A 314-nucleotide genomic window follows, 5' to 3' on the forward strand; every position below is an offset into this window, starting at 1 on the left:
GCCGAATACATCGACTACCGGCCGCCACCCGAAGGCGCGCTGCGTCGCCTCACACTGAGGGACGCCGGCCGCGACGCCGCGCGCGACGCGCAGCTGCGCAGACCGGCCCCAGCCACAGTCCCGGTGGTCTATGACCGGCTGACCAGAACGGTCACCCCGTGGAACAAACGAGCGCTGACCCGCACCCACGTCGCGAAATCCAATGCGGCACGAATCCTTCTGCCGCCGGCTAGCGCCATGCCCGTCGGCCTGCACGAACTCAACGTCGACGCCCTGACCGCTGCGCTGGACATCCGGCGCGAGCCAATCCACAT

Annotated in this window: 1 protein-coding gene; it reads left to right on the forward strand. The window is 69.1% G+C overall.

Annotated features, from left to right (window positions below; genetic code table 11):
• Positions 1–314: hypothetical protein (locus tag SKC41_RS31755; protein ID WP_330981558.1), on the forward strand; the 314-nt coding region annotated here is incomplete at both ends.

The organism is Mycobacterium sp. 050128 (genome assembly GCF_036409155.1).
Classification (GTDB): Bacteria; Actinomycetota; Actinomycetes; order Mycobacteriales; family Mycobacteriaceae; genus Mycobacterium.